The organism is Streptomyces sp. NPDC020801 (genome assembly GCF_044334385.1).
Taxonomy (GTDB): domain Bacteria; phylum Actinomycetota; class Actinomycetes; order Streptomycetales; family Streptomycetaceae; genus Streptomyces.
The window spans coordinates 1-26,862 of sequence record NZ_JBIRST010000016.1 but is presented as its reverse complement, the minus strand read 5'-3'; the positions used below and the strand labels follow the sequence as shown (position 1 = coordinate 26,862).

21 protein-coding genes and 1 pseudogene are annotated in these 26,862 nt (G+C 72.0%); 4 read left to right on the top strand and 18 right to left on the bottom strand.

All coding sequences use genetic code 11. The features are described from left to right. Window position 1 precedes the first annotated feature (1 nt). The 6 genes from ACH4UM_RS28480 to ACH4UM_RS28455 all read right to left on the bottom strand — a co-directional run bounded on the left by ACH4UM_RS28480 (window position 2) and on the right by ACH4UM_RS28455 (window position 5,930). Complete coding sequence (locus ACH4UM_RS28480) at window positions 2-1,804, bottom strand: PP2C family protein-serine/threonine phosphatase (RefSeq protein WP_398185164.1); 1,803 nt, start codon at window positions 1,802-1,804, stop codon at window positions 2-4. Then, window positions 1,801-2,862 (bottom strand): SpoIIE family protein phosphatase, encoded by a 1,062-nt coding sequence (locus ACH4UM_RS28475; protein ID WP_398185160.1) that lies wholly within the window; start codon window positions 2,860-2,862, stop codon window positions 1,801-1,803. Before ACH4UM_RS28475 ends, ACH4UM_RS28480 begins: the two co-directional genes overlap by 4 nt. After that, window positions 2,862-3,302 carry an anti-sigma regulatory factor gene (locus tag ACH4UM_RS28470; RefSeq protein WP_398185157.1) on the bottom strand — a complete coding sequence of 147 codons (441 nt, stop codon included), beginning with the start codon at window positions 3,300-3,302 and terminating at the stop codon, window positions 2,862-2,864. Before ACH4UM_RS28470 ends, ACH4UM_RS28475 begins: the two co-directional genes overlap by 1 nt. Beyond that, window positions 3,302-3,721: an STAS domain-containing protein gene (locus ACH4UM_RS28465; RefSeq protein ID WP_398185154.1), complete on the bottom strand. Its 420-nt coding sequence runs from the start codon at window positions 3,719-3,721 to the stop codon at window positions 3,302-3,304. Before ACH4UM_RS28465 ends, ACH4UM_RS28470 begins: the two co-directional genes overlap by 1 nt. Then, entirely contained in the window at window positions 3,718-4,617 is a 900-nt protein-coding gene (locus tag ACH4UM_RS28460) for an STAS domain-containing protein (RefSeq protein WP_398185151.1), read from the bottom strand. The genes ACH4UM_RS28465 and ACH4UM_RS28460 overlap by 4 nt, the downstream gene beginning before the upstream one ends. Before the next feature lie 128 nt (window positions 4,618-4,745). Continuing rightward, window positions 4,746-5,930 (bottom strand): PP2C family protein-serine/threonine phosphatase, encoded by a 1,185-nt coding sequence (locus ACH4UM_RS28455; protein WP_398185148.1) that lies wholly within the window; start codon window positions 5,928-5,930, stop codon window positions 4,746-4,748. A gap of 150 nt (window positions 5,931-6,080) precedes the next feature. Between ACH4UM_RS28455 and ACH4UM_RS28450 the strand changes: the two genes are divergently transcribed. After that, window positions 6,081-6,569 (top strand): MarR family winged helix-turn-helix transcriptional regulator, encoded by a 489-nt coding sequence (locus ACH4UM_RS28450; protein ID WP_398185145.1) that lies wholly within the window; start codon window positions 6,081-6,083, stop codon window positions 6,567-6,569. Between the two features lie 142 nt (window positions 6,570-6,711). Here the strand turns inward: ACH4UM_RS28450 and ACH4UM_RS28445 are convergent, their stop codons facing one another. The 4 genes and pseudogenes from ACH4UM_RS28445 to ACH4UM_RS28430 all read right to left on the bottom strand — a co-directional run bounded on the left by ACH4UM_RS28445 (window position 6,712) and on the right by ACH4UM_RS28430 (window position 14,633). Beyond that, the gene (locus ACH4UM_RS28445) at window positions 6,712-7,104 is read right to left on the bottom strand and encodes an STAS domain-containing protein (RefSeq protein WP_398185142.1); all 393 of its coding nucleotides are present in this window, start codon (window positions 7,102-7,104) and stop codon (window positions 6,712-6,714) included. Between the two features lie 318 nt (window positions 7,105-7,422). Further along, window positions 7,423-7,680, bottom strand: a pseudogene (locus ACH4UM_RS28440) (NAD(P)-dependent dehydrogenase); the annotation flags it as partial. 142 nt (window positions 7,681-7,822) lie between these two features. Further along, window positions 7,823-10,255, bottom strand: coding sequence for a SpoIIE family protein phosphatase (locus ACH4UM_RS28435; RefSeq protein WP_398185140.1), 2,433 nt, complete (start codon window positions 10,253-10,255; stop codon window positions 7,823-7,825). A gap of 97 nt (window positions 10,256-10,352) precedes the next feature. Then, complete coding sequence (locus ACH4UM_RS28430) at window positions 10,353-14,633, bottom strand: HAMP domain-containing protein (protein WP_398185137.1); 4,281 nt, start codon at window positions 14,631-14,633, stop codon at window positions 10,353-10,355. Between the two features lie 419 nt (window positions 14,634-15,052). On the opposite strand from ACH4UM_RS28430, the gene ACH4UM_RS28425 reads away from it, so the two are divergent. The 3 genes from ACH4UM_RS28425 to ACH4UM_RS28415 all read left to right on the top strand — a co-directional run bounded on the left by ACH4UM_RS28425 (window position 15,053) and on the right by ACH4UM_RS28415 (window position 16,439). After that, window positions 15,053-15,400: an STAS domain-containing protein gene (locus tag ACH4UM_RS28425; RefSeq protein ID WP_398185134.1), complete on the top strand. Its 348-nt coding sequence runs from the start codon at window positions 15,053-15,055 to the stop codon at window positions 15,398-15,400. 168 nt (window positions 15,401-15,568) lie between these two features. After that, a complete protein-coding gene (locus ACH4UM_RS28420) occupies window positions 15,569-15,940 on the top strand; it encodes a PRC-barrel domain-containing protein (protein ID WP_398185132.1) in 372 nt (123 codons plus the stop codon). Window positions 15,941-15,980: 40 nt separating this feature from the next. Further along, on the top strand, window positions 15,981-16,439 hold the full coding sequence (locus ACH4UM_RS28415; RefSeq protein ID WP_398185130.1) for an ATP-binding protein: 459 nt from the start codon (window positions 15,981-15,983) through the stop codon (window positions 16,437-16,439). A 64-nt stretch (window positions 16,440-16,503) separates the two neighbouring features. Here ACH4UM_RS28415 and ACH4UM_RS28410 read toward each other — a convergent pair whose 3' ends face one another. The 8 genes from ACH4UM_RS28410 to ACH4UM_RS28375 form a co-directional block, all read right to left on the bottom strand. Then, window positions 16,504-16,938 (bottom strand): ATP-binding protein, encoded by a 435-nt coding sequence (locus tag ACH4UM_RS28410; RefSeq protein WP_398185128.1) that lies wholly within the window; start codon window positions 16,936-16,938, stop codon window positions 16,504-16,506. 148 nt (window positions 16,939-17,086) lie between these two features. Next, a complete protein-coding gene (locus ACH4UM_RS28405; RefSeq protein WP_398185588.1) occupies window positions 17,087-17,359 on the bottom strand; it encodes a DUF4190 domain-containing protein in 273 nt (90 codons plus the stop codon). A gap of 295 nt (window positions 17,360-17,654) precedes the next feature. Beyond that, window positions 17,655-19,562, bottom strand: a complete 1,908-nt coding sequence (locus ACH4UM_RS28400) for an AMP-dependent synthetase/ligase (RefSeq protein ID WP_398185125.1) — start codon at window positions 19,560-19,562, stop codon at window positions 17,655-17,657. A 284-nt stretch (window positions 19,563-19,846) separates the two neighbouring features. Then, window positions 19,847-20,935 carry a glutamate--cysteine ligase gene (locus ACH4UM_RS28395; protein ID WP_398185122.1) on the bottom strand — a complete coding sequence of 363 codons (1,089 nt, stop codon included), beginning with the start codon at window positions 20,933-20,935 and terminating at the stop codon, window positions 19,847-19,849. 136 nt (window positions 20,936-21,071) lie between these two features. After that, window positions 21,072-23,297 carry a 1,4-alpha-glucan branching enzyme gene (glgB, locus tag ACH4UM_RS28390; RefSeq protein WP_398185119.1) on the bottom strand — a complete coding sequence of 742 codons (2,226 nt, stop codon included), beginning with the start codon at window positions 23,295-23,297 and terminating at the stop codon, window positions 21,072-21,074. A 4-nt stretch (window positions 23,298-23,301) separates the two neighbouring features. Continuing rightward, the gene (locus ACH4UM_RS28385) at window positions 23,302-24,687 is read right to left on the bottom strand and encodes a maltokinase (protein ID WP_398185117.1); all 1,386 of its coding nucleotides are present in this window, start codon (window positions 24,685-24,687) and stop codon (window positions 23,302-23,304) included. A 29-nt stretch (window positions 24,688-24,716) separates the two neighbouring features. Then, on the bottom strand, window positions 24,717-26,435 hold the full coding sequence (gene treS, locus ACH4UM_RS28380) for a maltose alpha-D-glucosyltransferase (RefSeq protein ID WP_398185114.1): 1,719 nt from the start codon (window positions 26,433-26,435) through the stop codon (window positions 24,717-24,719). Further along, window positions 26,432-26,862, bottom strand: a 431-nt coding sequence (locus tag ACH4UM_RS28375; RefSeq protein ID WP_398185111.1) for a DUF3459 domain-containing protein, incomplete at its 5' end; no start/stop codon positions are given. The genes ACH4UM_RS28375 and treS, both read right to left, overlap by 4 nt.

The window sequence follows — 26,862 nt, the reverse complement described above, 5'->3', positions numbered from 1 at the left end:
GTCACCGTGGCCGGTCCCCTGGATCAGAACCCCCGGCCGTCCGTGCCGCCGGGACCCGGCCCGGTCCCAGTCGCGCCGCGCTGTCGACGTGGCACAGCAGCAGGCAGACGTCGTCGTCGCGTGGGGAGTCGCTCAGCAGCGGCTCCAGAATGCGGTCCGCCGAGCCGTCCAGGTCGGCGTCCAGCTCCGTGGAGTCGAACGCCCTCAGTTCCGCCGCCAGCCGGTCGATGCCCGGGTCTATGCCCTGCGCACGCCGCTCGACCAGGCCGTCGGTGTACAGCGCCAGCGTGGAGCCGGGGGAGAGGGGGACGGTGTGGTCGTGGATCTCCTGCCGCAGCGGGATGCCGAGCATCGCACCGGGCTTGGCGTCCAGGATGCGCGACCGCCCGTCCGGCGTGCGCAGCACCGGCGGCGGATGACCGGCGGACGCCCAGGTGAGCGTGGGGTCGTCGGGGCGGAAACGGGCGATGACCGCGGTGGCGTACAGGTCGGGCTGCAGATGGTGCAGGAACACGTGCAGCCGGGTCAGCAGCTGCCCGGGGCTGCCGCCGTCGACGGCGTAGGCGCGCAGCGCGGTGCGCAACTGGCTCATCATCACGGCTGCGTGCAGCCCGTGGCCGGTGACGTCGCCGATGACGGTGATCAGGCTGCCGTCGGGCTGGCGGAAGGCGTCGTACCAGTCACCGCCGATGTTCAGGCCGTGGGTGGCCGGCAGATAGCGGGCGGCCAGTCCCAGACCCGGGGTGGTGGGCAGGTCGGTGAGCAGCGCGCGCTGCAGCGTCTCGGCGATGTCGCGGCTGTGCTCGAATCGGCGCGCGTTGTCGATGGCGATGCTCGCGCGCCGGGTGAGCTCGATCAGCATGATCGCGTCGTCGGCGTCCCAGCGGTCGCCGGGCGGCGACAGGGTCAGCACGCCGAGCGGCGCCCGCCGCGTGGGCAGCGGGATGCAGAGCAGGGGCCGGTGCGGATCCAGCGCGGACGGCGGCTGGTCGTCGACGCCCGGCAGACGGCCGGGATGGTCGGCGGCGTACTGCGGCCGGCCCGTGCGGGCCGCGATCACGGCGGCGGCCGGGTGCGGAGCCGGCCGCCGCCGCTTGTCGTCCTCATGGTCGAACAGCCACACATCGACGCTGCCGGCGTACCGGGGCACCAGCAGGTCCGGCAGCCGCCGCACGATCTCCTCGTGATTGAGCGAGGCCGTCAGCACGGCGCTGGCGTCCGCCAGGAAGGTCAGCCTGCGGCGGGCGTTCTCCGCCTCGGTGCGCGCCTTGCGCTCGGCCGCGAACGCCTCGCGCTGGGCCCGCCCGGCCGCGTCCAGCTCGGCGTGCAGCGCCAGCACGCCCTGGTTGGTCTGGTGCAGTTCCTCGCGGTGGAAGGCGACGAGCTCCTCCTGCTCCGCGAGCTTGTCCAGGGCCAGCGCGGTGTCCTCGTCGGCGCCCAGCAAGGCCTCGGCCAGGGCGGCCGCGTCGGCGGGCACCTCGCCGTCCGGCGGTTCGGCGGCCTCGGGGCAGACGACGGACGTCCGCCACGGTGGCGGCCCGCCGCCGTCGCCCGTCTCGTGTGCCGGGGTCACCGTGATGTGCAGGGGGGACGCCCCGGCAACCCCGGCACCGGGGCCGGGAACCTTCAGGGCGACCCTCCAGGTGCCACCCTTCGTCAGGCACTGCCGCAGGTGGGCGCCGAGGGCGGTGGCCAGGCGGGTGCGTTCGAGCAGGGGCACACCGTAGGCGGCCGCGACGCGGGATGCGGCGATACGGGCCCGGGCGGCGTCGGTGACGGTGGTGATCTGCCAGGTGTGCGTCATGGGCGGTCCGGCGGAGTGGGAGTCAGGACGGCCACCGCGGTGTCGTCCCGTACCGGGCGGGCGGAGCTGCTGGCGTCACGTATGGTCACGGCGGCCGTGACCGCGGGGTCGGCCGCGAGGACACCGTCCTCGCCCGGCGGTGTCCACCGGCTGGGCAGGCCGTCGCTGTGCAGGACGAGCAGGCGGTCGGCCGCCCAGGGCATCTCGGTCTCGGGCAGGGTCCTGGGCCGGTGCACGCCCACGATTCCCGGCCGGGACAGCAGGTGATGCCAGGTGCCGTCCGCGCGCAGCCGCGCCCCGACGTTGCCGATGCCGGCGAAGCGCACCCGTCCGGCCCGCAGCTCCAGCTGGGCCACGGCGACGGCGGCCCCCCGGGTGCCACGCAGCGCCGCGTCGAGTCGCCCGAGCAGCTCGGAGGGGGTGAGACGGGCCGAGCGGTGCAGGGTCTCCACCGCCGCCGACGAAGCGCGGGCGGCCTCCCGGCCGTGGCCCAGACCGTCGGCCAGCATGAGGGTCACCCGGTCCTCGGCGGCAACCCAGGTCCAGGCGTCACCCGAGTACTCCGCCCCCGCGAAGGGGACGTTGACGCCGCCCGCCCGTACCGCGGCCCGCGGTGTCACGGCCCCGGCGCGCCCGAGGGCGGCACCCACCCGGGCGAGCGCCACCGTGCCCCGGCCCGGAGCGCTGTGCAGATGGAACTCGTCGGCCACGCGCCGGCAGGTACCGAGCCCGGCGCCGAGCGACCGGCTGGTCGAAAAGCCGTCGCGCTGGGCGGCGTCGACGTCGGCCATGCCCGGCCCGTGGTCGACGGCCACTATCTGCACCACCGGCGCGAGGCCGCCGTCCGCGCCCGGAACCGGCGGGGGCACGACGTCGATGAGGACCTGCCCGCCGTCGGCGTGCTTGAGCAGATTGGTGGCGAGCTCGGTCGCCACCAGCGCCGCGGCGGCGGCGCGTGGGGCGTCGAGGCCGGCCAGGGCGGCCGCGTCCTCGGCGGCGACCCGGGTGTCGCGCACCCGGGTCGAGTCGTGCACCGGAACGTCCCAGACCCGTGGCATCAGGTTTCCTCGCGCGGCTGCGCCGGCCGGGCGGCCCAGGAGGTGACGGTGACGCGGGTGCCGGCACCCGGGGTGCTGTCGATCGCGAAGTCGTGCACCAGGCGCCGGGCGCCGCCCAGCCCCATCCCGAGGCCGTCGCCGGAGGTGTAACCGTCGCTCAGCGCCCGGTCCAGGTCCGTGATGCCCGGCCCCTCGTCGCTGAAGGTCAGCCGGAGCCCGTGCACATGCCCGTTGACCACGTGTGCCGCCTCCATCCGTCCGCCCCCGCCGTGCACCAGCGTGTTGCGTGCCAGCTCGCTGGCCGCGGTGACCAGCTTCGTCTGGTCCACCAGGCCGAAACCGAGCTGGGCGGCCGCCTGGCGCACGTGCTGCCGCACCCACACTAGATCCATGTCCGAGCGGATCGGCAGGCAGGCCTGAACGCCCGTTGCTGTCTCCATCACGGACTCCCCAGGCGTGCGCCGCCGGGGCGCAGAACCGTGTCCTGGCCGGTGAGGAGGTGCAGGGCGTCCTCGGTGGTGAGCGCGGTGCGCAGGCCGGGCAGTGTCAGGCCCAGTTCGACCATGGTGATGGCCACGGCGGGCCGCATTCCGGCCACCACGGTCTTGGCGGCCAGCAGCTTCGCCTTGGCCGCGATCTCGGCCAGCACCCGTCCGAGGAAGGAGTCGACGATCTCCACGCCGGAGATGTCGATGACCACCCCCGTGGTCGAACTGCGGGCGATGGCCTCGCCGATGTCCTGCTGGAGCTGTTCGGCCGTGCTGTCGTACAGATCTCCCTGGAGTGTGACCAGGAGCACGTCGCCGAGTCTGAGTACCGGCACGTGCCCCGTGGTGGGCCGGGAGAAGTCGTCGATCACCGTTCACCCACACCATGGGTTGCCGGGTTGACGATGTCGGCGCCCAGCTGGTGCAGGGCGTGGGCGAGTGCGTCGGCGAGTGTCGCGCGGGTGACCACCGTGCCCAGGTCCAGACCGAGGTGGACGATGGTCTGCGCGATGGCGGGGCGGATGCCCGAGACCACGCACTCGGCGCCCATCAGCCGGGCGGCCGCGACGGTCTTCATCAGGTGCTGGGCGACCAGGGAGTCGACCGTCGGCACGCCGGTGATGTCCAGGATCGCGTAGCGCGCCTGCTGGTCGATGACCGCCTCCAGCAGCGTCTCCATCACGACCTGGCTGCGGGCGCTGTCGAGCGTCCCGATCAGCGGCACCGCGACGATGCCGTCCCACAGCTTGATGACCGGTGTGGCCACCTCCAGCAGCTGGAGCCGCTGGCGGTCGATGAGCGCCTGGTTCTCGGTCAGCGCCGTCTCCATGACCACCAGCCGCAGGGTGCCCATCAGGACGGTCAGGACGTTGGTGCACTCGCGCACGTGCTCCGCCGGGGCGTCGGGGAACTCGGCGACCAGCAGGTCCACCGCGGGCGGCCGCAGGGCGTCCACGTCCCGCGAGACGTCCGAGACGGTCAGGCCGGTCCGGCTGCGCGCGGCGCCCATCCGGGACAGCTGATCACGCACCACCATGAAGCCGCCGGCCTCCGGGTCCGCCACCCGCTCGGAGGCGGCCACCTCACCCAGCGCCTCGACGACGGCCCGGCCCGCCTCCACCGCCTCGTCCCGGGAGACGGTGAACACGGTCCGGAAGAGCGACTCGTCGGCCCACCGCTGGGCGATCTGCTCCCGGCGGCGGCGCAGGAAGTCCCCGACCTCGCGCGCCGGCGATCCGTGCTGTCCTGCCGCTTCGTGCTCCGGCACCTGCTCAACTCCTCATCCGCGTTGCGCCGCTCCGCTCACGCTTCTGGCAACGAGGCGGCGACGCAAACCCTTGCCGGGCGACAACTGTAACCGGGTGTCCACCTCGTACGACACCTCGTCCGGACCTCCTACGGCGCGGCCTGCTCGCCGTCCTGCTCGCCGAACCAGTCGAGACACACGACCAGGGCGTCGTCGTCCGGTTTGTGACCGCCGCGGTGCCCGGTCAGCTCCCGCAGCACCGCCGCCGGCACCTCGGCGGCGGGCAGCAGCGAGGCCGCGGTGATGGCCCGGGCCAGCGCGCGCTGCCCGTACTGCTCACCGCCGGGGGCCGCGACGGCGTACACGCCGTCGCTGACGAAGACGAGCCGGTCGCCGGGCAGCAGGGCGAACTCCTGGGGGACGTAGTCGGTCTCCTCGAACATGCCGAGGGGCAGCTGCTGGTCGAACGGCACGGCGGTCACCGTCCGGTCGCGCACCAGGAGCATGCGCGGCGAGCCCGCGTCCACCACCTGCATACGGCTGGTCGACAGGTCCAGGTCCAGCATCAGCACCGACAGATGGACGCGCCCGCCGTAGTGCGCGTAGATCGCCTGGTCGGCCAGTGCCGCCTGGTCGGCGAGGGACAGGTCCGCGCGGCGCGCGTTGCGCAGCGCGCTGACGCCGAGGTTCGTCAGCAGCGAGGCCTCGATGCCCTCGCCCATGCCATTGGTGACGTACAGCATGAGCCGGTCGGCGGACGCGGCCCAGTCGAAGTTGTCCCCGAAGATGGCGTAGGCGGGCTGCAACTGGGCACCGAGCGCGTACTGCGGCCCGGCGCAGGAACGGGCCGGCAGCAGTTGCCACTGCATCTCCGCGGCGAGCGTGAGGCGGTCGGTGCGCCGGGCCCGCAGATACACGTCCGTGTCCCGGTCGGCGACGATCACCTCGTGGCCCAGGGCCTGCGCCACTTCGGCCAGTTCGCCCAGGTACTCCTGGCTCGGTGCGCCCGGGGGCAGGGTGACGGACAGCACGCCGAGCCGGTCACCGCGCACGGTCACCGGGAGGTGGAGCCGGACCCGGCCGCCCGGGAGGTCCTCCATGAAGGACTCCTGCGCTCCGAACGCCCGGCCGGCCGGGCTGCCGTGCACGGGCAGCGGTGACCCGCCAACGGTTGAGCCGGCCACCGGGCGGAGCGTGCTCAGCCCGTAGTCGGCCATCAGGAACTCGGCCTCCTCCGCCGCGTACTGGCCGCACACGGCCTCGCGGAGGGCGTCGGCCACTCGGTACGGAGCCGCGGCGCGCAGGACGCGCTGCACGGCCACGAGTCTGTTCACGATGTCGCTTGTGCCGTTCTCTGTGAGAGGACCGAGCCGGGTCCCGGCCGTGGTGGCCGTGACTGCACCGGTCCGTTGCGGTAAGGGTTTCGGCCGCCGCCCGCCCCACGGCGAGCTGACAGCGCCGCTGAAGCCTGCGAGAGTGTCATCGTGACGTCCTCCTACCCGCGCCCGCAGCCCCCACCCCGCGACGAGGTGGCGCGCGTGGCCTCGGAGGCCGCGGAACTGCTGGAGGTCCTGTGGGGCCGCGCCTCGACGGCGCCCGTCTCCGCCTCGCAGCTGAGGGTGCTGTTCATCCTGGAGCACAACGAAGGCATCAACCTGCGCACCCTGGCCGACGCCCTGGCCTCCACGCCGCCGTCGACGAGCCGACTCTGCGACCGGCTGGAGGCGGTGGGCTTTGTACGGCGGCAGGCGGCGGCCAACAGCCGTCGCGAGGTGGAACTGCATCTCAGCCGCCGCGGCCGGGCGTTCCTGGGCGATCTGCGCTCGCGCCGGGAGGCGGAGCTGCAGTCCGTACTGGAGCGGATGCCGACGGCGCAGCGGGCCGCGCTGCTGACCGGGCTCGAGGGGTTCTGTTCGGCCGCGTCGGCACTGATCCATGACGGCGGTGCGACGGGCGACGCCCGCACGGCCTGACGCCGTCCTCGTCGACACACCATGGTCCCTTCGCCTGCTGTTGCGCTCACTCTCTTGCCTCGGCCATATAATTGTCAAACGACAACTGTTGTGTTCGGGTAAACGAAGGATCGGCGGCCCGCCCGTGCGGGCGCGGCCCTGCTCAGGCCGGCTGTCCTCCCGGCTCCTCCGGCTGCTGGTCCACCAGTGCCAGTGCCTCCTCCACGCTGCCCGAGACCGGCACCGTCAGGCTCACGCCGGTGAGATCGAGGATCCGGCGCACCGCCGGGGTGGGGTCGATGATGTGCACGCTGCCCGGACGCTCGCGCACCTCCTGGTACACCCGCAGGATGATGTTCATGCCCGAGGAGTCCATGAACGGCACGCCGGAGAGTTCCAGCAGGAAGTGCCGCCGGCCGTGGTGGAGTTGGTTCGCCAGATGGGCCTGCAACTCGGTCGCGGTGTCGACGTCCAGGTAGCCCTCGACCGTGAGCAGGGCGACATCCTCCCGGGGCAGGGTGACCTCGACGGACAGCGGGTTCTGGGCAATGGGCACGGGTACCTCCAACGAGTGCTGACGGCCAGTGCTGGATTACCCCCGTCGGCGACTTCGATGCACACCGGTGGTGAACCGGCGCCATGATCCACTTCTTGGCACCGCCGACGGGTGCGACCCGCACTGCGCAGCGCCGTCTACCCACGAAACCGGGCGCCATGCGCGGGCGCCGCGCGGGCCCTCCACCGGCCACCGGGCCCGTCAGGGAAGCGGCGTGCCGTCGGTGGCGTCGAGGATCTCGGCCGTGGTGAAGCCCGCGCGCCCGGAGTCGAGGAAGACGTACGCCGGTGCCGTCTCGGCAGGCCGGGCGGGGCGCCCAACCAGGTCCGCGCCCTCGGGCGCGAAGGCGATGGCGACCGCCCGGCCGTTGCCCGAGCCGGCGCCGGTCGGCAGCACCTTGCGATCGGTCGGCACACCGCTGCACCGGTAAGACTCCTCGCCGTCATCCGGCGGCGGGTCCATCGGCCCGGTCCGGCCGGGGTGCTTCTGGTCCTGCTGCGGGAACTGCGGCCGCGGGTGCCGGGTGCCGGGTGCTGGGTGCCGGGTCGCGGGGGCCTGCGGGCGGTCGTCGGCCATGGCCCCCTCCGTGGGGGGTGCACCCGGGGATCGACGGGTGCGTTTCGCCGCGTCCAGGTGCCCCTGTGCATGCGGCTATGCATGCGGCCATGCATGCCCCTGTGCATGCGGCACACACGCGGCGAAACGGGCGACCCCGGCGTCAGGCGACGTGGATGCCCACGATGCAGGTGTCGTCGTCGGTGTCGGACTTGCTGTAGGTCAGCAGGCGGTCCAGCTGCTGGTCCAGCGTCCTGGGCGCCGAACGGGCCGTGGTCAGCAGATGGGTGAGCGATTCCTCCACCGAGCGGTCCCGGCGCTCGATCAGACCGTCGGTGTACATCAGCAGCGTGTCCTCCGGCGCGAACTGCAGCTCGGCCTCCTCGTAGGCGGCCTCCGGCACGGCGCCCAGCAGCATGCCCCTGACCAGCGGCAGCGGGGCCGCCTCCGGGCCCCGTACCAGCACCGGCGGCAGATGGCCCGCCCGGGCCCAGCGCAGGGTGCGCCGCCCGGGGTCGTACAGGGCGCAGACGGCGGTGGCGGTGACGGCACCGGTCAGATGGTGCGCGACGATGTTCAGCCACGACAGCAGCTGGCCCGGCCCGGCCCCGGTCACCGCCAGGCCCCGCAGCGCGTTGCGCAGCACGACCATGCTGGTCGCGGCCTCGATGCCGTGGCCGGCGACGTCGCCCACGCACAGCAGCACCAGCCCGGACGGCAGCACCACCGCGTCGTACCAGTCGCCGCCCACCAGCTGCTCGGTCTCCGCCGGGCGATAGCGCACGGCGACCTCCAGGCCGGGCACCTGCAGAGGTGCCTGCGTGGGCGGCATGATGGCGTGCTGGAGCTGCAGGGTCAGCCGGTTGCGCTCGGTCGCCTGCTGCTCGGTGTGGGCGAGCTGGTCCCGGGTCGCGGCGAGCGCCACCTCCGTCCAGTGCTGGGCGGAGATGTCCTGGTAGGCCCCGCGCACCACGAACAGTCGGCCGTCGGTGTCCAGGACCGGCTCGGCGACCACCCGGATGTGCCGGGTCACCCCGTCGGGCCGCTGCAGCCGGAAGGCCGCCGACGCCGCGCGGCGCTGGTGCAGCAGGGTGCGCAGGAAACGGCCGATGGTCACGGCGTCGTCGGGGTGCGCGTGCGCGGACAGCTCCTCCAGCGGCACCGGGCTGCTCGTCGGGGCACGGCCGTAGAGGCTGAACAGCTCGTCGTTCCAGGTGATCTCACTGGTCAGCAGGTTCTCCTCGAAGCCGCCGATGCGGCCGAGGCGCTGGGCGTGCTGGAGCAGGCTCGCCAGCCGCGCCGTCTCGTCCTCGATGCGCCAGATCAGCAGCACGCTGTTGCCGTGCCGGCTGATGCTGATGTCCGCGACCGCCGACAGCGGCACCTGGTCGACCAGCGCCGTCAGATGCATCCGGTGCGCCCGGAAGGACTCGCCCGTGGCATACACCCGTTCCACCCGCTGGAACAGCTCGCTCTTCCCGGCGGCCATGGGGTAGGCCTCCAGCAGCAGCGCGCCGTTGACCACCGCCCGAGGCCGGCCCGCCGGGTCCAGGAACCGGCTGTTGACGTGCTGGATGCGGAAGTCCACCAGCTGGCCGGAGCCGTCGACGTGCGGAACGAGGACCAGGGCCGGATCGTGCAGTCCGTCGGCCAGGTCCATCAGCTCGGCGGCGTCCGGCAGCACCCGTGGCTCATGGCCGAGGTCCTGGCGCAGCGTGTACGTCTCCAGTGTGTGCGCACACAGCTCGGCCAGGGCCTCCACCTGCCGGACGATCTGGGGCGGCTGCGGCTCCAGCCGACCCGGCCAGGCGATCTCCAGCACGCCGTGGATACGGCCGCCGGTGCCGGCCGGCACCGCGACCCGGCCGCCGTCCGGGTACAGATGCCGGCCGATGGTCGGCAGCCCGGTCTCGGCGAGCGAGGTGAACCACTGGCCGGTGCGCTCGGTGAGTCCCCGGCGCGCCACGGTGGCCACCTCCGGCGGAACGTAACGCCACCGGGTGGCCTCGGCCGGGGAGAAGCCGGCGCTGCCCGCCAGCGTGAGGGAGCCGTCGGCGCCCGCGGCCCACACCGCCACGGCCTCCGCGCCGAGCGGGCGCAGCGCGTGCTCAAGCAGTGAGTCGGCCACGGCCTGGGTGTCGTCCGCGGCCAGCGCCCCGCTCTCCGCGGCGCGCAGCCGTACGGCCGAGTCGCGCTCCGGTGCCCCCGCGGCGGCCGCGAGGAAGGCGTCGGTGACCTCGGAGACCCGGTCGCGGGCGGCCTGGTTGATGACCTCCACCGCGAACTCCAGCGGCGTCACCTTCGCCTGCTCGGTCAGCTCCTCGAGCTGCCGGGCGGCCTGCGCCGGACCGCAGCCGAGGCGCTCGACCAGGATGCCCTTGGCGAGTTCGATCAGGGCCCGGCCCTCGGCCTCCGCCTGGGCCGTACGCACCTCGCGGCGCAGCCGCTCCACCGTGGCGGCCAGCCGGCCCACGGGGGAGACCTCCGCCGGCCCGGACGGTGCCGGGTCGCCGACGGGCGGCTGCGCCTCGCAGGCGGACGTCTCCGGGCGCAGCCCGGCGCCGACCGGCTCGCGTTGCTGCTCGGACGTGCTCACGATGCGAAGGCTCCTCGGCTGGACTGCGCTGGGGTGCGGAACGTGCCGCGGTGGGCTGAGCCCGTCCCGCCGGCGCGCGGGGCGGGCGCCGGCGCGCTCACGCGGACAGCCAGCGCCGGACGCAGGCGATGAGGTCGTGGGTGTCGACGGGCTTGGTGACGTAGTCGCTCGCGCCCGACGACAGGGACTTCTCCCGGTCCCCGGGCATCGCCTTGGCGGTGACCGCGATGATCGGCAGCTTCGCGTACTGCGGCAGTCTGCGGATCTCGGCCGTCGCGGTGTAGCCGTCCATCTCCGGCATCATCACGTCCATCAGCACCAGCGCGATGTCCGGGTTGCCGACCAGTGTCTCGATGCCCTTGCGCCCGTTCTCCGCGTGCAGCACCCGGAAGCCGTGCAGCTCCAGGATCCCGCTGAGCGCGAAGAGGTTGCGCGCGTCGTCGTCGACGACCAGGACGGTGCGGCCCGCGAAGGAGCCGTCGACGGGCGGCGCGAGTTCCTGCGGGTCGTCGGCCCGCACCAGGGACAGCACATCTCCCGGCTCCTCGGCCGACAGGTGCAGGGAGATCCGCTCACGCAGCTCGTCCAGGCTGGAGAGGAACTCCATCGAGGCGCCGTCGGGATGCGACCGCAGCGCCTCCGCCCGGGCCACGTCCGGGCGGTGACCGCTGTGGACGAGTACCGGCACACCGGCCAGCGCCGAGTCGCCGTCCAGCGCCTGCAGGAACCGGGACGCCTCACCCTCGGGCATGTCCAGGTCGAGCACGACACAGTGGCACGGCTCGGCGGCCAGTGCGCCCGCGGCCTCCTGCGCCCCGACGGCGGTGATGACTTCCACCGTGGGCAGCGAGGTGCCGTCGTCCGGGCTGTGCCGGTTCACGTCGGCGACCACGCTTTCGGCGACCAGGGTCAGCAGGCCGCGCGGCCGCTCCTCGACGACCAGCAGCCGGCGCGGGCGCCGGCGCTGTGTGCCCGGCTGCGGGGCGGTGGAGAGACGGTCCGCCGCACCGGCCGGAAGGAGCTCGGCCGGCGCCTTGTCCGTGGACCGCCCGCTGCCGAGCAGCTGCTCGAAGTCGGGACGGGTCACGGGCAGGAAGAGGGTGAAGGTGCTGCCCCGGTCGGGCGAGCTGTCCACCGCGACGGCACCGCCGAGCAGATGGGCGATCTCCCGGGTGATGGACAGACCGAGGCCGGTCCCGCCGTACTTGCGGCTTGTCGTGCCGTCCGCCTGCTGGAACGCGCCGAAGATCGTCTCCAGGTGCTGCTCGGGGATGCCGATGCCGGTGTCCTTCACCCGGAAGGCCACGACGGCACCGCCCCGGACCACACCCTGGGGCACCTCGTCGTCCGCCGCGGGCTCGATGCACAGCTCGACGCTGCCCTGCTCGGTGAACTTCACCGCGTTGGACAGCAGGTTGCGCAGGATCTGCCGCAGCCGGGAGTCGTCGGTGAGCAGGTCGGCGGGCGCGCCCGCCGCCGTGGTCACCGCGAAGTCCAGGCCCTTCTGGCTCGTCATCGGCCGGAAGGTGGCCTCGACGTACTCGATGAGCTGGCGCAGCGACACCCGCTCCGGGCTGACGTCCATCTTGCCGGCCTCGACCTTCGACAGATCGAGGATGTCGTTGATCAGCTGCAGCAGGTCGCTGCCCGCGGAGTGGATGATGCCCGCGTACTCGACCTGCTTCGGGGTCAGGTTGCGCGAGGGGTTCTGGGCCAGCAACTGGGCGAGGATCAGCAGGCTGTTGAGCGGGGTGCGCAGCTCGTGGCTCATGTTCGCCAGGAACTCCGACTTGTACTTCGAGGCCAGCGACAACTGCTGAGCCCGGGCCTCGAGTTCCTGCCGGGCCTGCTCGATCTGCAGGTTCTTCGCCTCGATGTCGCGGTTCTGTGTCGCCAGCAGCGAGGCCTTGTCCTCCAGTTCGGCGTTGGAGCGCTGCAGCTCCTCCTGCTGCGACTGCAACTCGGCCGAGCGGGCCTGCAGTTCGGCCGTCAGGCGCTGCGACTCGTCCAGCAGCTCGTCGGTGCGGGCGTTCGCCACGATCGTGTTGACGTTGACGCCCAGCGCTTCGCGCAGCTGCTCCAGGAAGTCCCGGTGGATCGGCGTGAACGCGGTGACCGACGCCAGTTCGATGACGCCGAGGACCTGGTCCTCGAACAGGATCGGCAGCAGGATCAGCGCGGTCGGCACCGCCTGGCCGAGCCCGGAGGAGATGGTGACGTAGCCCTGGGGCAGCTCGTCGACCGTGATGGTACGGCGGCTGCGCGCGGCCTGGCCGACCAGTGAACGGCCGAAGGGGAAGCGGGTGGGCCGCTCGTCGTCGTCCGGCCGGCCGTAGGAGCCGACGAGCCGCAGCTCCGGGCCGCGCCGGCCCTCCTCGGCGAGGTAGAATGCGCCGTACTGGGCCGACACCAGGGGGGTGAGCTCCTCCATGATCAGCTCGGCCACGACCGGCAGATCGCGGTGGCCCTGCATCAGGCTGGAGATCCGGGCGAGGTTGGTCTTGAGCCAGTCCTGTTCCTGGTTGGCCCGGGTGGTCTCGCGCAGGGACTCCACCATGGAGTTGATGTTGTCCTTGAGCTCGGCCACTTCGCCGGAGGCCTCGACGGTGATCGAGCGGGTCAGGTCGCCCTCCGCCACGGCGCTGGCCACCGCGCCGATCGCCCGCACCTGGCGGGTCAGGTTGCCGGCCAGCTCGTTGACGTTCTCCGTCAGCCGCTTCCAGGTGCCCGAGACGCCCTCCACCTCGGCCTGTCCGCCGAGGCGTCCTTCGGTGCCGACCTCGCGGGCGACGCGGGTGACCTCGTCGGCGAACGCGGAGAGTTGGTCGACCATCGTGTTGATGGTCGTCTTCAGTTCCAGGATCTCGCCGCGGGCGTCGACGTCGATCTTCTTGGACAGGTCGCCCTTGGCCACCGCGGTCGTCACCAGCGCGATGTTGCGCACCTGGCCGGTGAGGTTGTTCGCCATGGAGTTGACGTTGTCGGTGAGGTCCTTCCAGGTGCCCGCCACGTTCGGCACGTGGGCCTGTCCGCCGAGGCGTCCTTCGGTGCCGACCTCGCGGGCGACGCGGGTGACCTCGTCGGCGAACGCGGACAGCGTGTCCACCATGGTGTTGATCACGTCGGCCAGGGCCGCGACCTCGCCCTTGGCCTCGACCGTGATCTTGCGGGACAGGTCTCCCTTGGCCACGGCGGTGGCGACCTGGGCGATCGAGCGGACCTGTCCGGTCAGGTTCGACGCCATCACGTTGACGTTGTCGGTGAGGTCCTTCCAGGTGCCCGAGACACCCTTGACGTCGGCCTGTCCGCCGAGGCGTCCTTCGGTGCCGACCTCGCGGGCGACGCGGGTGACCTCGTCGGCGAAGGCGGAGAGCTGGTCGACCATCGTGTTGATGGTGTTCTTGAGCTCGAGGATCTCGCCGCGGGCGTCGACGGTGATCTTCTGGGAGAGGTCGCCCTTGGCGACCGCGGTCGCCACCTGGGCGACGTTGCGGACCTGGGCGGTCAGGTTGCCCGCCATGAAGTTCACCGAGTCGGTGAGGTCCCGCCAGGTGCCCTTGACGCCCTTGACGTCGGCCTGTCCGCCGAGGCGTCCTTCGGTGCCGACCTCGCGGGCGACGCGGGTGACCTCGTCGGCGAAGGCGGAGAGCTGGTCGACCATCGTGTTGATGGTGTTCTTGAGCTCGAGGATCTCGCCGCGGGCGTCGACGGTGATCTTCTGGGAGAGGTCGCCCTTGGCGACCGCGGTCGTCACCTGGGCGACGTTGCGGACCTGGTTGGTCAGGTTGCCCGCCATGAAGTTCACGGAGTCGGTGAGGTCCCGCCACACGCCCGCGACGCCGGGCACCTTGGCCTGTCCGCCGAGGCGTCCTTCGGTGCCGACCTCGCGGGCGACGCGGGTGACCTCCCCGGCGAAGGCGGAGAGCTGGTCGACCATCGTGTTGACGGTCTCCTTCAGCTGCAGGATCTCGCCGCGCGCGGGCACGTCGATCTTCTGGGAGAGGTCGCCCTTGGCCACCGCGGTCGCCACCTGGGCGATGTCGCGGACCTGAGTGGTCAGATTGCCAGCCATCGCGTTGACCGAGTCGGTCAGGTCGGCCCAGGTCCCGGACACCCCCGGAACCTCCGCCTGTCCGCCGAGCGTCCCCTCGGTGCCCACCTCCCGGGCCACGCGGGTGACCTCGGAGGTGAACACGGACAGTTGGTCGACCATGCCGTTGAACACGGTCGCGATGTCGCCCATGAGCCCGTCGGCGTCCTCGGGCAGACGCGTGCCGAAGTCGCCGTCCCGCACGGCCGTCAGACCGGCCAGAAGCTGCCTCAGTTCCTGGTCGCCCGGCACCGTGTCGACGACGACCTCGGTCCTGTCGCTGGTCATGCGCACCCTCGTCCCGCTCCCCTTAAGTCCTCGGCGATGAGGACTTGGACATCTCGTCGGGTCGTCGCCGCCCCGCATGTTGTGCGTGCATTTCCGCATGTCACGGATCTGCGCGATGAGAAAATACGTCGCAGGCTAACCCACTTCGACCGCGCCGAACAAAACTTCGCGACAATGCGCGCCCCGGAGAATTCTCGCCCCAGGAAAGGGTGCATGAGGTCGGCAAACGGGGGTACTCAAACCTATTTTTCCGACGTCGCTTTCCGCGGGAGGTCACCTCCGGTGGACGACTCCGAATGCGCCTGCCGTACGCTCGCCCTGGCGCACCACGCGCCCGACCAGCACACTGCTGCCCGGAAGACTCAGGCCCCGGAAACGCTCGTATGACCACATTTCAGCCATCGCCCTTCAGTCTCTCCGTGGAGACCCTGACCTCCGCCGTCGTGGTGCGTGTCGCCGGCGACCTCGACTACGCGACCCACGACCAACTCGTCGGCACGGTCACCGCGTTGCTCGCCCGGCGTCATGCCGCACGGCACCCGGTGGGCGCAGTTCACCTGGACTTCTCGGCGCTGGAGGGCATCGACTCCTCCGGCCTGTCCGCGCTGCTGCAGATCCGGCGCCGTACGGACGAGGCGGGCATCGCACTCCACCTGGACGGGCGCCCGGCCGTCCTGGAGCGACTGCTGGACATGACCGGAACCCTCGAACTGCTCACCGCCCCGCCCCGGGACACCACCGGGCGGCACCGCCCGCAGGCCCCCTGAGCCGCCGCCGGGCCGCCCGCTCCGCGGACCCCTCGGCGTACTGACCCGCATGGCCGCGGAACGCCGAATGCCATTGTCGGAGCAGGGTAGTTGGTGCGTGAGAGGCCACGGGCCGGGACCGCCGGCCCGAGGGCCCGTGACCGGTTCGCCCGGGGAGGAAGGAGCACCGTGACAATCGACGTGATCTGGTCGTACCCGCCGCAGGTCGGTCGGGCCGAGGGACTCGACCTGACCGGCTTCGGCGTCGTCGCCACCGACGGCACGGTCGGTCATGTGGACCGGGAGGCAGACCCCTCCGGGATGCGGCACCTGGTCGTGGACACCGGAGTGTGGGTGTTCGGCAAGAGCGTTCTGGTGCCGGTCGGCGTGGTCGCCGAGATCGACCTGGAGGAGCGGAGGATCACGGTGTCCTGCTCCCGGGCGGAGATCAAGGCGGCGCCGCGTTTCAGGACCGACAGCGAGACCATGGACCCGGAGTACCTTACGCGCGTGGGCGGTTACTACCACCAGCTGCCGCCGCGCGAGACGGCCACCTCGTGAGGTCCGCGGTGCCGGACGCCGGACCCGTGGTGGCCGACCGGTGAGGAGTGACGAGCACGGGTCGGTCGCCACCCGGGCCGGGGGCACGGCGGCCGCCGTTACCAGCGCCGCGACGGCACGCGCCCACGCACGGTCGATGGTGCGCGAACAGTGGGACTCGCCCGGGCGCAGGGCGCGTGAGGAGGACGTCGCCGACCTCCTGCTGATCGTCTCCGAACTGGTCACCAACGCCATCCGGCACGGCGGCGGACTCGCCGCGTTCGACGTGGTACCGGCTCAGCACGGAGTGCGGCTCGCGGCGCGGGACCACAGCGACGTCGTCCCGCCCGTCGCCTTCGGGTCCGGCGCGCTTCCGCACCCTCACCACGGCAGCGGGTACGGCTGGCCGCTGATCATCCGGCTGGCGCGCGAGATCGTCATCGACCGGTGCCCCGGGGGCGGCAAGACCATCAGCGTGCTGGTGCCGCTGCGGGAAGACGCCGCGCCGGACCGGGACTGAGCCCGCCCGCCCCGCTCCCCGGGCCCGGACGACCCGGGCAGGGGATCACCGGAAAGGGCGGGGATCACCAGGGCAGGAAGACGTGCACATCCTTGCCGTGGTCGTTGACCACGACGCTGACCTGGTCGCACAGGGTGTGGACCAGATGCCAGCCGATACCGCCGCCGCCATGGCTGGGATGGAACGGCCTCGGGGCCGGCGGGGTGGTGCTGGTGTCGCTCAGCGTCACGTGCACCCCGTCGAAGGTCCGGCGCATACGCAGCTCGAACGGCCCCGGCGCGTACTGCACCGCGTTCGCCGCGAGTTCCGTGACGACCAGCAGGATGTCGTCCCAGTGCTCCGGTGCCGTCGGCAGTCTGGTCCGCGCGAGGTCGTCGAGGAACTCCTCCGCGGCGAGGCGCGCACCCGTGACATGGTGCAGCTCACCCGCGAAGCGGGTGGTGCGGCTCGGAATCCCTTCGGTGGCCAGTGTGTCGTCCCAACGCGGCTCGGTTGCCATCTCGCCTTTCCGGCCCGGCGTCGTCAGCTGGGCAGTCGTCCTTTCTTTCCCTTGCGTCCCACTGTCTTGTTCCCATGGGCGCGGAGGCTACGCGTCGGCGTCCAGCGGGTCCGGTCTCAGGGGGGCTCGCCCCGGACGGCCGTCCGGCTCAGCCGGAGGCCGTCCAGGTGGCGCCGTAGCCGACCGCCGGCAGAACGGCCGGGATCACCAGGTCGGCGATGCCCAGTGCCAGCCCGAGCCGGGCCCGGAACGGGCGCGAGGTATCCCGGCGCACCGCGATCAGGGCCAGGGTGATGGCGACGGGCCCGAGGACCAGATTCAGGACGACCAGTCCGACGAGGCCGGGAACGAAGGAGGCGACGGCCATCCCCTCGGTGTCGCGCCTGCCGGTGTACTGCCGGGGTGGCGCGGTCAGCCGCATCGCCCACGCCCTCCCGGTCCGAGTGCGCCGCCTGCGTTCGCGGACGGTGAAGACCGCCGTCCACACCACCACCGTGCTCAGGACGACGGTGACGGGCCACGGAAGACGGGCCACCGAACCGAGGACTACGGCCAGTAACAGCAGCGCCGCGACCAGGAAGAGCACGGCTCACCTCCCGTTCCGCACACGAACGGGGGCAGGGGCAATGGGTTTTGCCGGGAACATGCGAACACAGGACTCCCGCGCGGCCGACCCCACGCCTGCGCGCCGGGAGGAAGTTGTCCAAGAGACGAGCTCAGCGGAAGACGTTGTCGGAGTCGTCCCAGTCGGCCGCCGGATCCTGTCCCGCCGACCGGCGCGCCGTGCGGCCGCGGGCCTGGTACATGGCGTCGATCTCGAAGGCGTAGTGCCGCACTATGGCGTCCCTGCGCAGCTTCATCGACGGCGTGAGCAGCCCGCTGGCCACGTCGAAGGGCTCGGGAAGCACCCGGAAGACCCGGATGGACTCCGAGCGGGAGACCACGCTGTTGGTGGCCGCGACGGCCCGGCCGATCTCCTCCCGCAGCGCGTTCTCCTCGCGTGCCTCGCGGCCCGGCGCGTCGCCCTGCAGCGCGAGCGCCGCACGCCAGTGGGCCAGGAACTCCGGGTCCAGCGTGATCAGTGCCCCGACGCACGGGCGGTTGTCGCCCACGACCACCGCCTGGTGGATCAGCGGATGCATTCTCAGCCGCTGCTCCAGCAGGGCCGGAGCCACGCTCTTGCCGCCGCTGGTGATGATGATGTCCTTCTTGCGCCCGGTGATCGTCAGATACCCCTCGGCGTCCAGATGGCCGATGTCGCCCGTGGCCAGCCAGCCGCCGCGCAGCGCGGCCCGGGTCGCCGCCTCGTCGCCTACGTACCCCTGGAACACCGAGGGCCCCCACACCAGGATCTCCCCGTCGTCGGCCACCTCGATAACGGTGCCCGGCAGGGCCTTGCCGACGGTCCCCGACTTCTCCCGGCCCAGCGGCTGCATGGTGATCCCGCCGGCGGTCTCGGTGAGCCCGTACCCGTCGTGCACGTAGATGCCGATGCCCTCGTAGAACAGGGACAGTTCACGGCTGAGCGGTGAGCCGCCGGAGGTGCCGCGGACAATCCTGCCGCCCAGCGCGGCCCGCAGCTTGCGGTACACCGTCCGCTCGTACAGGGCGTGTTGCAGCCGCAGGTCGAACCCGGGGCCCGGGCCCCGGCCGGTCCGCTGCCGCTCCAGCGCCGCGGCGAAGTCGCGGGCCGTCGCGGCGGCCCGCTCGAACAGCACGCCGCGGCCCGCCTGTTGGGCGGTGCGCAGGAAGTTCTTGTAGATCTTCTCGAAGACGGAAGGCACGGCGTAGAAGTACGTCGGACGAAACGAGCGCAGCGCCGACACCAGCGCCGCCGCGCTCAGGTCGGGCTCGTGGCCCATCAGAATGCCGCCGCGGATGCACAGGCCCTGGACCATCAGGCCGTACACGTGCGAGAACGGCAGGAAGGCGAGGACCGATGCCTGCTCGCCCGGGGGCGCGGCGGTGTGCCCCCAGCCCGCCAGCAGGGTGTCGCAGGGGCTCGCCAGCGCGCGGTGGCTCAGCGCGCACCCCATCGCGTGCCCCGAGGTGCCGGAGGTGTAGGCGATCACGGCGGTCGCGTCCGGCAGCACGATCCGGCGCAGCGAGTCGACCGTGGTCGGCGGTATCATGGCGCCCCGCTCCACCAGTTGGGCCAGCGCCCCGGCGTCCAGCTGCCACACGTGCTGCAGCAGGGGCAGGGACGCGCACACGGAGCCGACCGTCATCACGCCCTGCTCGTCCTCGACCACGACGGCCACGCATCCGGAGTCCCGCAGGATCCACTCCACCTGGTCGCGCGAGGAGGTCGGATGGACCGGGACGACCTCGGCCCCGACCGCCCACAGCGCGTAGGCGAGCACCGTCCACTCGTAGCGGGTGCGGGCCATGACGGCCACCCGGTGGCCCGGCGACATCCCGGCGGCGACCAGACCGCGGGCCAGGTCGGACACCTCGTCCCGCAACTCGACCGCGGTCACCTCCTCCCACGCGGCGGAGGCGGGGTCCCGGCGGCGCGCGAGCACCGGCAGGGTCGGACGGGTCTCCGCGGTCTCGAAGACGCTGTCGGCGAGCCCGCCGGCCAGGGTGGACACGGCGGACGGAGCGAGGGCGAAGTCGCGCATGCGCTGCTCCTGATGTATACGGAGGGTGACTCCACCGATGAGTACCGTTGTCGGGCGGGTCGAATGTAGCCCAGGTGAGCAAGTGCCGGGGCCCCGAACCGGGAAGTCGCCCCGTTTTGTTGATCTCGGCCCGATCGGGGACTCGACAGGCATGGGCCACGTCGATCCGGATCGGGCTCCGGATCCTGAACGGACCCCGGGCCCGGAACCCGGGGCGGGCGTACCGTCCACAGACCCCGCCCACAGAGAGCGGCCTGCCCGAGGCGGGGGCCCCGGGACCGAAGTCAGTTCTGGGTGCGCCGCACGCACTCGGTGACGACGTCGCGCAGGCTCCCGGTGCGCTCCAGCAGCTCTCTCTGCACCCGGGCGCCGCTGCCCCGCCGCAGCAGTTCGCTCATGGCGCCCCTGGCCCGGTCGAGGTCAGCGGTGCCGGCGAGTGCCTCGGCCACATGGTCCAGCAGGGCCCGCAGCACCGACTCGGCCGGCAGCCGCCGCAGGGTGACCGGATGGAGGAGCTCCCGGGCCAGCCCGGCCCGGGCGGCCTGCCAAGCGGCCAGCCGCAGCAGGCTCACGCTGTGGTCCACCGGCTCGCGGCCCGCCCGCCACTCCTGGGCGGCGGTCTGAACCAGCCCACGGGCGAGCGTGGCGATCAGCTGAGCCGTGTCCGCGTGCAGACACACGTCCGCCACCCGGATCTCGACCGTCGGGTAACGCGCGGACAGCCGCGCGTCGAAGTAGGCCATCTTCTCGTCGAGGATCACACCGGTGGCCACCATGTCGGCCACCCGCCGGTGGTAGCGCCCGGGCGAGCCGAACAGCTCGGTGGGACCGGCCGACGGCCAGCGGTCCCACACCCGGCTGCGGTAGCTGTCGTAGCGGGTGTCCTGGCCCTGCCAGAACGGGGAGTTGGTGCTGATCGCCAACAGGACCGGCAGCCAGGGGCGGATGCGGTCCAGGACCGCGACGCCCTCGTCGTCCGACTCCACGGCCACGTGCACATGCATGCCGCACACCAGCTGCTCCTGCGTGGCGATGCCGTACTGCTCGGCCAGCCACTGGTAGCGGTGGTTCATGCTGATGGTGGGGCTGACCGGCAGCGGGGAGGTGGCCAGCGCGGCCACCGCGCAGCCGATCTCCCCGGCGTGCCGCGCCGCCTCCTTGCGGCAGCGGACGATCTCCTCGCCGAGTGCCGCCATGTCCGTCTGCGGGTGCGTGGCGAACTCCAGCATCTGGCCGAACAGCTCTTTCTCGAACACGTCCTGGCCGGCGTCGTCCGCCTCGGCGTGGGCGAGCACCGCCGCGGACAGCGCCCTCGGCTCACCGGTCTCCGGGTCGACCAGGAGGAGCTCCTCCTCCACTCCGACGGTCCGCACCTCTTGCCGCCTCTCCGTCCGTCTGCCGCGACGCCGGCCGCTCACCGGGTCGTACGACCCCGACTGCCCCGGGACGGCGGCCGGACACCTGGGTACGGTCCCCGGATCCGGTGGCCGCCCGCCACCATGGCACCGCTCAGGCGGGGTACGGCGCCAGCCAGAGGGTGGCCAGGGGCGGCAGCGTGAGGCGGATCCCGCCCTCCTCCGGCTTGAGCGGGTCCGGGTTGGTGACGTCGCTGCCCCCGTACCGGGCGGCGTCGGTGTTGAGGACCTCGCACCAGGCGGTGACGTCGTCGTCGGGCAGGCCGAGCCGGTAGCCCTCCCGTACGGCGGGGGAGAAGTTGCACACGGCCAGGAGCGGGACGCCCTCGGCGTCATAGCGCAGGAAGGCGTAGACGTTGTCGTCGGCGGCATCCACGGCGACCCAGCGGAAGCCCTCGGGACGGGTGTCGCGCTGCCACAGCGCCGGGGTGTCCCGGTAGCGCGTGTTGAGGTCGCGCACCAGGTCCTGCACCCCGCGGTGGTCGCCCGCGGCGCAGTAGCCCTCGTCCAGCAGCCACCACTCCGGCCCGTGCTCCTCGGAGAACTCGCCGCCCTGGGCGAACTCCTGCCCCATGAAGAGCAGCTGCTTGCCGGGGTGGGCCCACATGAAGCCGAGATAAGCGCGGTGGTTGGCGCGCCGCTGCCACCAGTCGCCCGGCATCTTGGACACCAGGGCCTGCTTGCCGTGCACGACCTCGTCGTGCGAGATCGGCAGCACGTAGTTCTCGCTGTAGGCGTACACCATCGCGAAGGTCATCTCATGGTGGTGGTACTTGCGGTGCACCGGCTCCTTGCTCATGTACTGCAGTGAGTCGTGCATCCACCCCATGTTCCACTTCAGCCCGAAGCCCAGCCCGCCGCCGTCGGTCGGCGCGGTCACCCCGCCCCAGGCGGTGGACTCCTCCGCGATGGTGACCACGCCGGGAGCCCTCCGGTACACGGTGGCGTTCATCTCCTGCAGGAACGCCATCGCGTCCAGGTCCTCCCGGCCGCCGTACGCATTGGGCGTCCACTGGCCGGAGTCGCGCGAGTAGTCGAGGTAGAGCATGGAGGCCACCGCGTCCACGCGCAGGCCGTCGATGTGGAACTCCTCGCACCAGTAGACGGCGTTCGCGACCAGGAAGTTGCGCACCTCGGTGCGGGCGAAGTCGAACTCGTGCGTTCCCCAGTCGGGATGCTCGGCGCGCTGCGCGTTCCCGGGCTCGTAGAGCGGGTCGCCGTCGAAGCGGGCCAGCGCCCAGTCGTCCTTCGGGAAGTGGGCCGGCACCCAGTCCATGATCACACCGATGCCGGCCCGGTGGCAGGCGTCGACGAAGTACCGGAAGTCGTCCGGGGAGCCCAGGCGGGCGGTGGGCGCGTAGTAGGACGTCACCTGGTAGCCCCAGGACGGGCCGAAGGGGTGCTCGGCGACCGGCATCAGCTCCACGTGGGTGAAGCCCAGGTCCTTGACGTACGCCGGAAGCTGCTCGGCCAGTTCGCGGTACGTCAGCCCCTGCCGCCAGGAGGGCAGGTGAACCTCGTACACCGAGAACGGCGCCTCGTGCACCGGGACGTCCCCGCGGTGCGCCATCCACTCCTGATCGCCCCAGTCGTGGTGCGCGGCCGTCACGATCGAGGCCGTGTCCGGCGGCACCTCCGTGCGGCGCGCCATCGGGTCGGCCTTCAGGCAGCGGCCGCCGTACTGCGAGGTGATCTCGAACTTGTACCGCGCGCCCTCGCCGATGCCCGGCAGGAACAGCTCCCACACGCCGGCGGCGCCGAGCGAGCGCATCGGGAACGCGGTGCCGTCCCAGTACGTGAAGTCACCGGCCACTCGCACGCCCCGGGCGTTGGGCGCCCACACCGTGAACCGGGTGCCGGCCACGCCCTCGTGGGTCATCGGCTCCGCGCCCAGCGCCCGCCACAGCTGCTCGTGCCGCCCCTCCCCGACGAGATGCAGGTCCAGCTCGCCGAGGGCGGGCAGGAAGCGGTAGGGGTCGTGGACCTCGTACTCGTCCTGCTCGTAGGCGACCAGCAGCGTGTACGCGGGGATCGCGTCCAGCGGCAGTACGCCGGAGAACAGGCCGTCGCCCTCGGAGACGAGCGGGGTGCGCTCGCCGCCGATCACCACGCTCACCGCGCGGGCGAACGGCCGCAGCGCCCGGAAGGCGATCCCGCCCGGCACCGGGTGCGCGCCCAGCAGGGCGTGCGGGTCGTGGTGGGCGCCGGACACGAGGCGCTCGCGGTCGGCGGGGTCCAGGGGCGGGGCCGTCCTGCCCGCACCCGCCGCGGGCAGGACGGGTCCGGACGGCTCGGGGAGTGACGTGTCGCGCAGTGCCATCGGTTCAGCCTCCTCTCACGGCGAGACGTTCGATCGCCGCCATCGGTACGGCGAGCCAGTCGGGACGGTGCCGGGCCTCGTACAGCACTTCGTACACGGCACGGTCCGTCTCGTAGGCCCGCAGCAGGGCGTGTTTCTTACGGGGGTCCCAGCCGGCCCGGGACGCGTAGCCGGCGCAGTACGCCTCCCGGCAGCGGCGCGCCCATTCCGGACGCCAGGGTCGGCGCTGCCGGGCGGCATAGTCGAAGGAGCGCAGCATCCCCGCCACGTCCCGCACCGGGGACTCGGGGATACGGCGCTCGGCGAGCGGACGGGACGGCTCGCCCTCGAAGTCGATGACGAACCACTCGCGCCCGGCCCGTAGCACCTGGCCCAGATGGAGATCGCCGTGGATGCGCTGGGCGGGCGGTCCGGCGTCGCAGCTGGCGAGCGCCGCGAACGCGGTGCGCAGCCGGGTCGTGTACGGCCTGAGCGCGGGCACGCTGTGCGCCGCGGCCTCCAGGCGGTCGGTCATCGCCGCCGCCACGCCGGCGACGTCCCGGTGCGCACCGGTGGGGAAGGCACCGGCCAGCGCCAGGTGCACCTCCGCCGTCGCCCGCCCCAACTGGTGGGCCTGAGCGGTGAAGTCGTCACCGGTGGCCAGCGCCCGCAGGGCCAGCGCCCAGCCGTCCGCCGCGTTGCGCAGGAACGGCTGGAGCACGCCGAGCGTCGCCGCCTCCGGCCGGGCCGTACGGAACCAGGCCACCGGGGCGGGGACGCGGCTGCAGTCCTGCCGGGCCAGGGCCCACGGCACCTCCAGGTCCGGGTTGACGCCCGGCTGTATGCGGCGGAAGACCTTCAGGATGAACTCGTCGCCGTAGACGATCGAGGAGTTGGACTGCTCGGCGTCCAGCAGCCGCGGCACCAGACCGCCGGGGATCGGCACGGACGGGTCGGCCTCGAAGCGCAGGGGGCCCGCCGTGCCGGGGCGCCGCAGCCGTTCGAGGAGCAGCTGCGCCGACCGCGGGTCGTACAGCGCGTCGTACACCGCCAGGCCGGCCAGCGGGCCCTCCACGGGGCGGCCGATGAAGGCCCGGTGCAGGCGCGGGGCCAGCTGCTGCCGTACGCCGAGCAGCAGTTGGTAGCAGTCGGCGGGCGGCGGCGCGGATGTACCGGCCGGCGCGGGGACGCCGCCGTGACCGGCGGCGACGTCGGCGTGTTCGGCGTGGACCAGCAGATGCAGACAGCCCGGGAACAGCTCCGTCATCGACAGCAGACGCAGATCGGTGACGGGCCGGTCCTTGCCGGCGAACCAGCGCTGGCGCGGCAGCCAGTCGCGCAGCAGCGAGCCGAGCGAGGCCACGGACCCGGCAAGGCCCGCAGTGCCCGGCTGGGGTGCCGTCTTCGGCATGGTCACGCCTCCTTTCGTCGGCCACACGCTCAGACTCGTCGGCCGATCCGGGATGCGACCTTGGTGAGCCGGAACCAGTAGAAGCCGTGTCCCGCCAGTGTCAGCAGGTACGGCAGCTCTCCGATGGCCGGGAAGCGCACCCCGCCGATGAGCTCGACCGGGTGCCGTCCGTCGAAGGCGCGCAGGTCGAGTTCGGTGGGCTGGGCGAACCGGGAGAAGTTGTGCACGCACAGCACCAGGTCGTCCTTGTACTCGCGCAGGAAGGCGATCACGGACGGGTTGGAGGACGGCAGTTCCGTGTACGACCCGAGTCCGAAGGCATGATTCTGCTTGCGGATCTCGATCATCCGGCGGGTCCAGTGCAGCAGCGAGGAGGGCGAGGACATCGACGCCTCGACGTTGGTGACCTGGTAGCCGTAGACCGGGTCCATGATCGTGGGCAGGAAGAGGCGTCCCGGGTCGCAGGACGAGAAGCCGGCGTTGCGGTCCGGGGTCCACTGCATCGGGGTGCGGACGGCGTCGCGGTCGCCGAGCCAGATGTTGTCGCCCATGCCGATCTCGTCGCCGTAGTACAGGATCGGGCTGCCGGGCAGCGACAGCAGCAGGGCGGTGAACAGTTCGATCTGGTTGCGGTCGTTGTCCAGCAGGGTCGCCAGGCGCCGGCGGATGCCGATGTTGGCGCGCATCCGTGGGTCCTTGGCGTATTCCGCCCACATGTAGTCGCGTTCTTCGTCGGTGACCATTTCGAGGGTCAGCTCGTCGTGGTTGCGCAGGAAGATGCCCCACTGGCAGTTCGAGGGAATGGCGGGGGTCTTGGCGAGGATTTCCGAGACCGGGTAGCGGGATTCCCGCCGTACGGCCATGAAGATGCGGGGCATGACGGGGAAGTGGAACGCCATGTGGCATTCGTCGCCGCCGCTGGAGTAGTCGCCGAAGTAGTCGACGACGTCCTCCGGCCACTGGTTGGCCTCCGCCAGCAGCACGGTGTCCGGGAACATCTGGTCGATCTCGCGCCGCACCCGCCTGAGGAACTCGTGGGTCGCGGGCAGGTTCTCGCAGTTGGTGCCCTCTTCGGCGTAGAGATACGGCACCGCGTCGAGGCGGAAGCCGTCGATGCCGAGATCGAGCCAGAAGCGGAGAGCGGCGAGGATCTCCTCCTGGACGGCGGGGCTCTCGTAGTTGAGGTCCGGCTGGTGGGAGAAGAACCGGTGGAAGTAGTACTGCCTCCTCACCGGGTCGTACGTCCAGTTGGAGGTCTCGGTGTCGACGAAGATGATGCGGGCGTCCGGATAGCCCGTGTCGTCGTCGGCCCACATGTAGAAGTCGCCGTAGGGGCCGTCGGGGTCCTTTCTCGACTCCTGGAACCAGGGGTGCTGGTCGCTGGTGTGGTTCATGACGAAGTCGATGATGACGCGCATGCCGCGCTGGTGGGCGGCGTCGACGAACTCCACGAAGTCGGCCAGGTCGCCGAAGTCGGGGAGTACGGCGGTGTAGTCGGAGACGTCGTAACCGCCGTCCCGCAGCGGTGACTTGAAGAACGGCGGCAGCCACAGACAGTCCACGCCGAGCCACTGCAGATAGTCCAGTTTGGCGGTCAGGCCCTTCAGGTCGCCGATGCCGTCGCCGTTGCTGTCCTGGAAGGAGCGGACCAGGACCTCGTAGAAGACGGCGCGCTTGAACCACTCCGGGTCGCGGTCCCTGGCCGGGGCGTCCTCGAAGATGTCCGCGACGGGCTCGTTGACAGTCATGGTGCTGGGGGCCCTCCTATCTGCGGCGAGGTGGACGATCGCTGGACATGGAGCACGTGCGCGGGCCGGTGGCCCGGTTCCAGGCGCACGTAGTTGGTCCTGCCCCAGTGGTAGGTCTCACCCGTCAGTTCGTCGTTCACGGAAGTGGACTCGTGCCGTTCCAGGCCGAGTTGCGGCATGTCCAACGAGACCGTGGCCTCCTGGGTGTGGTGCGGGTCGAGGTTGGCGACCACCAGAACCGAGTCGGGGCCGGTGGTCTTGCTGTAGGCGATCACGGCGTCGTTGTCGGTCGGATGGAAGCGCAGATTGCGCAGATGGTGCAGCGCGGGGTGGCGGCGCCGGATGTCGTTGAGGCGGGTGATGAGGGGGGCGATGGTGCGTCCCTCGCGTTCGGCGGCGGCCCAGTCGCGGGGTTTGAGCTGGTACT

Excerpts from the sequence above, each read along its gene's own strand:
- ACH4UM_RS28480 (WP_398185164.1), bottom strand. The coding sequence starts at position 1,804 with ATGACGCACACCTGGCAGATCACCACCGTCACCGACGCCGCCCGGGCC.
- ACH4UM_RS28475 (WP_398185160.1), bottom strand. The coding sequence starts at position 2,862 with ATGCCACGGGTCTGGGACGTTCCGGTGCACGACTCGACCCGGGTGCGC.
- ACH4UM_RS28470 (WP_398185157.1), bottom strand. The coding sequence starts at position 3,302 with ATGGAGACAGCAACGGGCGTTCAGGCCTGCCTGCCGATCCGCTCGGAC.
- ACH4UM_RS28430 (WP_398185137.1), bottom strand. The coding sequence starts at position 14,633 with ATGACCAGCGACAGGACCGAGGTCGTCGTCGACACGGTGCCGGGCGAC.
- ACH4UM_RS28410 (WP_398185128.1), bottom strand. The coding sequence starts at position 16,938 with ATGGCAACCGAGCCGCGTTGGGACGACACACTGGCCACCGAAGGGATT.
- ACH4UM_RS28405 (WP_398185588.1), bottom strand. The coding sequence starts at position 17,359 with ATGCGGCTGACCGCGCCACCCCGGCAGTACACCGGCAGGCGCGACACC.
- ACH4UM_RS28400 (WP_398185125.1), bottom strand. The coding sequence starts at position 19,562 with ATGCGCGACTTCGCCCTCGCTCCGTCCGCCGTGTCCACCCTGGCCGGC.
- glgB (WP_398185119.1), bottom strand. The coding sequence starts at position 23,297 with ATGGCACTGCGCGACACGTCACTCCCCGAGCCGTCCGGACCCGTCCTG.
- ACH4UM_RS28385 (WP_398185117.1), bottom strand. The coding sequence starts at position 24,687 with ATGCCGAAGACGGCACCCCAGCCGGGCACTGCGGGCCTTGCCGGGTCC.
- treS (WP_398185114.1), bottom strand. The coding sequence starts at position 26,435 with ATGACTGTCAACGAGCCCGTCGCGGACATCTTCGAGGACGCCCCGGCC.